Here is a 9468-nt window from a genome sequence, read left to right as displayed (position 1 = left end):
AAACGTTCCTATGGAACGTAAAATCAAATAATTATCATTATTTTTTTCTACCAACGAAACATTCCTATGGAATGATAGTGATAGCCAGATACAAAGTTTTTAGTAATAAAAATTCTGTAAGTCTTATCTTAAATTATGTAAAATTTTTGAATTTTTATTTTAGATATTTGGAGTTATAACCCAAATTAATTTAATAAATATCTACGATGAAAAATTTAAAGTACATTTTGATTCTTTCGAGTGCATTATTTGCCTTTAGTTGCAATAACAACGATGATGATCCTGAAAATGGAGGCGGAACCGTAACGAACCCTGTAGAAACAAATCCTGCAAATACTCAATATAAACCTGCTTTTGCCGGACAAACCAGAATTAGTGGAATGACTACCAATACAGAATTTAAATCTGAAATCATTACATCGGCGCTTACAAGTCCGTGGGGCGTGAAAGTGCTTCCAGACGGCCGACTTTTGGTTACTCAAAAAACAACAGGAACATTACGTATCGTGACAACTGCCGGAGTGGTGAGCGCGCCAATTACAGGTTTACCAGCTGTAAATCCTGCGAATCAGGGAGGTTTATTAGGTTTATGCCTTGATCCTGATTATGCAACAAACAAAATGATTTATTGGGTATTTTCTGAAGCCGTAACAGGAGGAAATATTTCTGCTGTTGCAAAAGGAAAACTTTCAAACGATGAAAAAACTATCGAAAATGCAACGGTAATTTATCGTTCAAGTCCGGCAAATCCAAGTGATTTACATTATGGCGGAAGAATTCTTTTTGATCAAACCGGAAATCTTGTCGTAAGTACGGGAGAACGTTCGGTATTGCAGACTCGACCTTTGGCACAATCTTTAACGGCAAGTCTTGGAAAAGTAGTCAGAATTACAAAAGACGGACAGCCTGCAGCGGGAAATCCAACTTTTGGCGGCGCAAACGCATTGCCTGAAATATATACTTACGGACATAGAAATCCGCAGGGACTTGCTATGCATCCGGTTACGAAAGAAATCTGGGAGAGTGAACACGGACCAAGAGGCGGTGACGAAATCAACCGTTTAAAAGCGGGAACAAATTATGGCTGGCCAACTATCACATACGGAATTGAATATAGCGGACAGCCAATTGGCGATGCTATTCAGCAAAAAGACGGAATGGAACAGCCGGTTTATTACTGGGATCCTGTGATTTCGCCTAGCGGAATGACTTTCTACTCAGGAAATCGTGTACCGGAATGGGAAAATAATCTTTTCATAGGTTCATTAAGCGCCACACATATTGCGAGACTTGTTATTAGAGATAATAAAGTAGTGGGAGAAGAAAGATTGTTGGCTAGCGAAGGCCAGCGTTTTAGAGATATTACACAAGGTGCAGATGGCGCTTTGTATGCCGTAACAGATCAGGGAAGACTTTATAAAATAGATAAGAAATAATTATCAATTGTTAATTGTGAATTATTAATTATAAAAAACGGTGCTTTATGCGCCGTTTTTTTTGGTCGTTATTTTGTAAAACATTTTGATGAATGTTATAAAATTATATCAGTGTTTGTGATTTAATTTTAAAGTCAATAAAAATGAAATAGTTATGAGATCAATATGGACAGGTTCAGTGAGTTTTGGATTGATTAATATTCCAATAAAAATGTTTTCGGCGGTGCAGGAGAGTAGTCTGGATATGGATATGCTGGATAAAAAGGACCACGCCAATATTAAATTCAAACGTGTTAATGAAGATACGGGTAAAGAAGTTGATTTTGCTAACATCGTAAAAGGTTATAAAATCGAAGACAAATATGTCATTTTAGAAGATTCAGATTTTGAAGCCGCAGATGCCATTAAAACCAAAACAATTGCTATTGAAAGTTTTGTTCTCGAAAAAGAAATCCAAAGTATTTACTACGAACAGCCGTATTATCTCGAACCGGATAAAGGCGCTATGAATGCCTACGGATTGCTTCGTGATGCGCTTGAAGCTTCAGGAAAAGTAGGCGTAACGCGTTTTGTTTTGCGAAACAAAGAAAGTCTTGCCATTTTAAAACCGTACAAAAATGTCATTGTTTTAAACCGAATTCGGTTTGAACAGGAAATCAGGGCTACAGACGAATTAAAACTGCCGCCGGTTTCTAAAAAAGCCACCAAAGAAATGGATATGGCTGAAAAATTGATCGATCAGCTTACTGAGAAATTTGATATTACAGGTTTTAAAGATGAATATACAGCCAAACTTTTGGATATAATTAAAAAGAAAGCCAAAGGAAAAGTGGCCAAAACACCAAAACTTAAAGTGGTGCACAGCAAACAAAGCGACGATTTAATGTCGATGCTAAAAGCGAGTTTGGAAACAAAGAAAAAGTCCTCTTAGACTCTTTCTTGTTTCTCTTCTAATTTCTTGATTATCTTTTTAATATTGGCACCTTTTGATAAAACAGGTTCCCATAAATCCCCTTTTTTCTCAAATCGCTGTAATACATTTTTAATGGTAAACTGTGACGGATGTAATTTAGTAGTAACTTCACTCCATTCTAAAGGTGTTGAAACTGTTGCGCCAGGTTTAGGACGAACAGAATAAGGCGCAGCCAAAGTTTGTCCGCGGCGGTTTTGCAGATAATCGATATAAAGTTTATTATCTCGTTTTTTGATGCTTCGCTCAATTGTTGTAATGTCCGGAAGCCTTTTCTGAACTTCTTTGGCAATTAATTCACCCAGAATTTTAATCGAATCATAATCGTACTGCGCGCCAAGCGGAATATAAATATGAAGCCCCGTAGCTCCCGAAGTTTTACACAAACATTCCGTTTCTAATTCATCCATAACTTGTTTTACAACTTGTGCAGTTTCAACAACTATATTGAAATCATCTTCTTTTGCCGGATCCAGATCCATTACAAGCCAGTCGGGATTGTGAATGTTTTTTATGGTCGAATTCCACGAATTCATTTCTATACAACCCAAATTTGCCATATAAAGCAATGTTTCCTTATCATTACAAATAAGATAATCTATATTTTCTTCATTCGATTCTGAGAAGATTTTTTTGGTTTTCAGCCATTTTGGAGTTTTATCCAGATCAATATCTTTTTGGTAAAAACTCGGCGCATTAATTCCGTTAGGAAAGCGGTTCATAGATTCCGGACGATCTTTTAAATAGGGCAGCATAAGTGATGAAACTTCATTGTAATATTGAACAATTTCGCCTTTTGTAATACCGTCGTCAGGAAAATAGACTTTGTTCTGATTCGTTAAATGTAAAGTGGTTTTTCCAACTTTTAAGTCGTAATCGTTTTCGGTTTTGTGTTCTTTTAAATCTTCCATTTTATTTTGCTTGAGGTTAGTTTTGTTATTGTTTTTGAGATTTTCATTGCTATTGTCCTTGCCATTGAAAACAACTTCATTGGCTTTTTTGTCTATTCGTAATCCGAGATAAACCGGATGTCTTAAATAATTGTCCTGCGTCCATTCTGAATATTTTACCTGACAGACTACTTTGGGTTTAACCCATTGAATTTTATCTCGTAACGGCACTTTTTCGCTAAGCGGAGATTTGTCTAGAAATAACGGTTTTAACTTCGTATAAAGTTCCTTTAAAACCTCTTCTGAAAAACCCGTTCCGCATTTTCCAATGTATTTCAGTTCTTTTCCATTATATTGCCCAAGAAGAATAGCACCAAAATATTTTCGGGAGTTTTTCGGTTCCGTTATTCCAATAATTATGGCTTCTTCCTCATTCGAAATTTTAATTTTAAGCCAGTTATTACTTCTGCTGGCAACAGAATATGTGCTGTCTGCTTTCTTCGCAATTATGCCTTCGCTATTGTTTTTTCGGGCATTTTCAAATTGTTTAATTCCGTCTCCAATAGTATGTTCAGAATAAAAAACATTTGTAAAATCGTATTTATTAAATAAGATTTTGAGCAGTTCTTTTCGATCCAAAAGAGATAATTCTGTTACTGAATTTCCATCTAAATTGAGCAGATCAAAAACATAATATTTTAAGTTTCCAATTCCTGTTTTAAGATAATTTTGAAGAAGTTGAAAATCGGCTCTTCCCGAATCATTTTCTACTACGACTTCACCATCCAGAATTACGGTATGATCGATCTTTTTTAATTCGTCTGCAACAGTTTTAAAATTTTCATTAAACGAAATTTTATTTCTGCTTAATAAATCTACTTCATTCGGATTAATAACAGCAATTGTGCGATAACCGTCGTATTTATTTTCAAAAACCCATTCTTCATCATCAAAAGGTTTTTCGGTCGTATTGGCGAGCATTGGTTTTACAAAAGAAACTTCGACTGGCTTAGCTTTAGGCTTTTTTTTTACAGCTTCTGTTTTTGCAATTTGTTTTTCAGATTTCTTCTCTAATTCTTCTAAACTTCTTTTAGAAATAACCGATTTGTTTTTATCTAAAATATCAGCATCAGTGGCATATTTATCTTGTTTTTTGATCAGCAGCCAGGCATTTTCCTGTTTTCCATGAAGTTTTACTAATGAAAATTCGCCTTTTAGTTTTTTCCCTTTTAAGATAAAACTCAAACGTCCTTTTTTTAAATCTGCCAGTAATTGTTTTTCGTTTGATGCCGTTTTTTCGTCAGAAGTATACGTTCCGTTATCCCAAACAATAACATTTCCCGCGCCATAATTTCCTTCGGGAATTGTTCCTTCAAAATCTTTATAACTGTACGGATGATCTTCTACCATCATTGCAAGACGTTTCACTTCGGGATCTAATGAAGGGCCTTTTGGAACAGCCCAGCTTTTAAGTACGCCATCCATTTCTAATCTAAAATCATAATGTAAATGTGAGGCCGCATGTTTTTGCACGACAAAAATCAATTCGCTTGCCGATTTTGCAATTTTTCCCTTTGGTTCACGTGTTTGCTTAAAATCTCTTTTTTCATTGTATTTAGACAGTGACATAAGCGTTTGCTAATATTAAAAGTGTTAACGTAACAGAGTAGAGCGCCGTGGCGACAATGGTAAAAATTATATGGGCAAAGAACAGCTGAATGTAATAACCCTTAAAATCAATTGGGGGGTGATGGTGGGTCATCTTAAAAATAATTATCCAGCTGATTATGCCAACTACACCGCTTATAACTCCTAATATAAGAGCGCTTAACGGTGAAATTGGGATTATGTCCTTTACCCAAATAATATGATATCCTACAACAAACAAAAAACCGATTATGTAGTGCAATAACCAGCCCCAGGTTTTTTTTGACTGCGGTGAGAGCTCTATTTTCATTTTATCAATAGCATAAGTCAAAAGCACCGGCTCTTTATACAATTCTCTAAAGCTGTTTGACATGGCATAACTAAACCACGTCATGGCCGATGTTGCCATAATTGAAACTATAAGTAATTGTATAATGACATATAAAATCATGTATGATGTTTTTAATAATTGGCTCTTACTCAAAATTACTTTTAGAAACACCTTTTTTAGTTATACGATTAGATTTCGGAATTATATAATTATAGGATTAAATAATTGATTATCATGGTTGTTGTAATACGAATGTTATAACCCTGAACCTGAATCGTATAATATTTAACATGAAAAGCCTTCTAACTTTGTTTACCTATTTCTGCTAAAATTCCTCTATTGAAATAGACCATTTATTAAGTCACCAATACATTTTAAATCAAGAAAAAAAATGAAAAATTCAAAGAAAACAAACCAAGATAATGCTGACGGAAAACAAAGAGATTTAGACTTGAATAAATCGAATGGAGAAAATCAGTTTTTGACCACTAATCAGGGTGTTAAGATTAATGATAATAATAATTCCTTAAAATCCGGAGAAAGAGGCCCATCTCTTCTGGAAGATTTTATTCTTAGAGAAAAAATAACCCATTTCGATCACGAACGAATTCCGGAAAGAATCGTTCACGCAAGAGGTTCTGGTGCTCATGGTTATTTTGAACTTTATAAAACCATGGAGAAATATACCAAAGCTGGATTTTTAAACAATACAAGTGTAAAAACTCCCGTTTTTGTTAGGTTTTCAACAGTTGCAGGTTCAAGAGGATCAACAGATTTAGCGCGGGATGTTCGCGGGTTTGCTGTAAAATTTTATACTCAGGAAGGTATTTTTGATTTAGTTGGAAATAATGTTCCGGTATTTTTTATTCAGGATGCCATGAAATTTCCTGATTTAATTCACGCCGTTAAAGGAGAACCGCATAACGAAATTCCACAGGCGGCATCTGCACACGATACTTTTTGGGATTTTATTTCTTTAATGCCAGAATCCATGCATATGGTTATGTGGGTAATGAGCGACAGGGCGATTCCCAGAAGTTTAAGAATGATGGAAGGTTTTGGAGTTCACACTTTTAGATTTGTGAATGCACAAAACGAATCTCATTTTGTAAAATTTCACTGGAAACCAAAATTAGGAACTCACGCTGTTGCCTGGGATGAAGCGCAAAAGATATCGGGTAAAAACTCCGATTTTCATAAACAGGATTTATGGGAAGCGATTGATGGCGGTAATTTTCCGGAATGGGAATTAGGCGTTCAGATTATTCCGGAAAGCGACGAACATAAATATGATTTTGACCTTTTAGACCCAACAAAATTAGTTCCGGAAGAATTGGTTCCTGTAACTATTATTGGAAGAATGGTGCTGGATAAAAACCCCGACAATTTTTTTGCAGAAACAGAGCAGGTTGCATTTCATCCGGGGCATATAGTTCCGGGAATTGATTTTACAAATGATCCGTTATTACAAGGCCGTTTATTTTCTTATACGGATACACAATTATCAAGATTAGGAAGCCCTAATTTTCATGAAATACCCATTAACAGAACTATTGCACCTATGCACAACAACCAACGTGACGGACACATGCGTCAGGAAATTGCGGTGGGCAAAGTAAGTTATCATCCTAATTCTCTGGGAGGAGGATGTCCTTTTCAGGCAAAAATTGATGAAGGAGGTTTTGCCAGTTTTAATGAGCGAATAGATGCGCATAAAATAAGAGAACGAAGCGAAAGTTTTTCAGATCATTTTAGTCAGGCGGTACTTTTTTATAATAGCCAGACACCTGTAGAACAAGATCATATTGCAAACGCGCTATCTTTTGAACTGGGTAAGCTTGAAACTGTTGCGATTCGAGAAAGAATGCTTGGACTGCTGAATCAAGTTGATGGTAATCTGGCAGCAAAAGTGGCCAAATCTTTAGGAATTCCGGTTCCAAAAAATATCGAAAAACCCATCAATCATGGAGTTGGCGCTGATGATAAAGGCAATCACGAACCAACAAAAGTGAAACAAAGCATTAAAAATTCAGATGCTTTGAGTATGCTGAAAAATCCAACGATCTCGAATACTATTGCAACACGCCAGATTGCTTTTTTATGTGCAGAAGGCGTAAATGCATCATCAGTAAAAGCAATGAAAACGGCGCTTCAAAATGCAGGTGCAAAAGCAGTAATTATTGCACCGCATTTAGGAACAATTGTATCCGAAGACGGAACAGAAATTCCGGTGGATCAAACTTATAAAATTGCAGCTTCGGTACTTTTTGACGGAGTTTTTATTCCGGGAGGAAAAGGAATTAAAGAACTTTCAAGAATCAAAGAAGTAAAAGAATTTATAAATGATTCCTATAATCACTGTAAGTTTATTGCAGCTGAAGCCGAAGGAATTCAAATAATAAAAACGAACAGTGATATAAAAGAGAAAGATGCAGGAGTTTTAATTAGTAATAACGTTGCTGACAAAGCTTTAAATACTTCTTTTATAAAAGCTTTAGGAAGACATCGTTTTTGGGAAAGAGAAAAGATGCTCTAACAAATTCATTTACATAAAATATGCTGAAACCATTCATTAATTTGAATGGTTTTTTTGTGGAATAAAAGTAAACAGGTTTCAAATTATAACTTGAAACCTGTTTGTAAGATTTTGGCTCTTAGTATATTGTAACTTAGTTGTTCCTTAAACCACGAAAAAAAACCATTTTTATGAAAAAGTTATTTCTATATCTAAGCCTGCTTCTTCTAGTTTTAAGCAGCTGTAAAAAAGAATCTGATACTGCAGTTTCAGATAATAATTCGTCAGCTTCCAGTTCAGACGGTTATGAGTTTGTTGGAGGTTATCCAACAGAAAAAACAATACAAAAAGCATATGATGATGCTGATTTAAACAGAGCAATACAAGCTTATAAATTTTTCTATCCAACAGTTTCAGGTGAAGGTTTGGTAAAAGGAAATGACACTATTAAAATCATCCCAAATAGCTCATTTGGAACATTGGACACTAAACCGGGACAAATAGGTTTTACATTAAATTCTGATACTCCGTATGGGCCAATTCCAATAGATTTGTCTAAAGAGCCAATGATTATTGATGTGCCTAAAGGTCCGCTTATTGTGGTTGCAATGGACGTAAACCAGCGATGGGTTGCCGATATGGGAATTCCGGGGCCAGATGCAGGAAATGGCGGGAAACATTTATTACTGCCGCCTGCTTATAAAGGTTCAGTTCCGGGTTCTGGATATCATGTCTGGAAATCTTCCTCCAATAATCTTACGGTTGGAATACGTTCGCTTCCTGTAGGCGGTGATGTAAAAGCGGCAATGGAACGCATTAAAACGGTAAAAGTATATCCGTTAAACAAAGGAGCCGACTGGAAAGAACCTTCCTGGCTGGAGCTTACAGATAAACCTCAAAATACAACGCCTGTTGCATGGGAAAATAATTTTAAATACTGGGAAGCGCTTAATGATGTAATTCAGCGTGAACCTGCTTATGATGGGTATCGAAATTATTACGGAGAACTTGCCGTATTAGGTATTATAAAAGGAAAACCTTTTAAACCTGATGCACGTTTGAAAGGAATACTCGAAAAAGCGGCGAAAATAGCAAATGCGCAAATGAGAGTACAATCGTTTGCCGACCGCCGCCCTGATAAAGTGGTATGGAATGACAGAAAATGGGAATGGGTTGGCTTAAGATTTGAAGACGGAGACTTCAATACCCAAAATTATGTAGATCTTGATGGTCGCGAAACATGGTTTTATCAGGCTATTGGAGCCTCTCCTTCAATGTTTCGCAGAAAAGAAGGTTCAGGGTCGTTGTACTGGCTTGGGCTTAAAGACGGCACAGGAAAATATGTAGATGGTGGGAAAACATATAAACTTACGATTCCGACGCCTGTTCCTGCGAAGCTTTTTTGGTCGGTTACTATTTATGATGCTCTTACTAGAAGTCAGGTTATTACAGATCAGAATAAAGCGGCTCTTCGTTCTTTATTTGAATTGAAAGATAAAATAGGAGGAAAGAGTATCGATTTGTATTTTGGTCCAAAAGCTCCGGCAGGAAAAGAAGGACAATGGATAAAAACACTCCCTAACAGAGGCTGGTTTGCTTATATTAGAATTTACGGCCCAGAAGCGGGTGCTTTTAACGGAAGCTGGAAACCTGGGGATTTTGAGGAATTGTGAATTGTT

The 9468-nt window shown here is 36.0% G+C and carries 6 protein-coding genes; 4 read left to right on the top strand and 2 right to left on the bottom strand.

The window, feature by feature from the left end:
• Positions 1 to 206 precede the first annotated feature (206 nt).
• Both B3C18_RS06515 and B3C18_RS06510 read left to right on the top strand, forming a co-directional pair.
• Positions 207 to 1436, top strand: coding sequence for a PQQ-dependent sugar dehydrogenase (locus B3C18_RS06515; RefSeq protein ID WP_291144209.1), 1230 nt, complete (start codon positions 207 to 209; stop codon positions 1434 to 1436).
• Between the two features lie 154 nt (positions 1437 to 1590).
• The gene (locus B3C18_RS06510) at positions 1591 to 2367 is read left to right on the top strand and encodes a Ku protein (protein WP_291144206.1); all 777 of its coding nucleotides are present in this window, start codon (positions 1591 to 1593) and stop codon (positions 2365 to 2367) included.
• Here B3C18_RS06510 and ligD read toward each other — a convergent pair.
• Positions 2364 to 4925 (bottom strand): DNA ligase D, encoded by a 2562-nt coding sequence (gene ligD, locus B3C18_RS06505; protein WP_291144202.1) that lies wholly within the window; start codon positions 4923 to 4925, stop codon positions 2364 to 2366. The two genes, B3C18_RS06510 and ligD, sit on opposite strands and share 4 nt — an antisense overlap.
• Complete coding sequence (locus B3C18_RS06500) at positions 4912 to 5352, bottom strand: hypothetical protein (protein ID WP_291144199.1); 441 nt, start codon at positions 5350 to 5352, stop codon at positions 4912 to 4914. The genes ligD and B3C18_RS06500 overlap by 14 nt, the downstream gene beginning before the upstream one ends.
• A gap of 313 nt (positions 5353 to 5665) precedes the next feature.
• Here B3C18_RS06500 and B3C18_RS06495 point away from each other — a divergent pair, with 313 nt between their 5' ends.
• Both B3C18_RS06495 and B3C18_RS06490 read left to right on the top strand, forming a co-directional pair.
• Positions 5666 to 7810 carry a catalase gene (locus B3C18_RS06495; protein WP_291144197.1) on the top strand — a complete coding sequence of 715 codons (2145 nt, stop codon included), beginning with the start codon at positions 5666 to 5668 and terminating at the stop codon, positions 7808 to 7810.
• Positions 7811 to 7980: 170 nt separating this feature from the next.
• Positions 7981 to 9462: a DUF1254 domain-containing protein gene (locus B3C18_RS06490; protein WP_291144194.1), complete on the top strand. Its 1482-nt coding sequence runs from the start codon at positions 7981 to 7983 to the stop codon at positions 9460 to 9462.
• Positions 9463 to 9468 lie beyond the last annotated feature (6 nt).

Origin of the sequence: Flavobacterium sp. UBA7680, from assembly GCF_002482975.1 — a bacterium.
Lineage (GTDB): Bacteria > Bacteroidota > Bacteroidia > Flavobacteriales > Flavobacteriaceae > Flavobacterium.
Note: the sequence above shows the minus strand (reverse complement) of the source record. Positions and strands in the feature narration are given on the sequence as shown.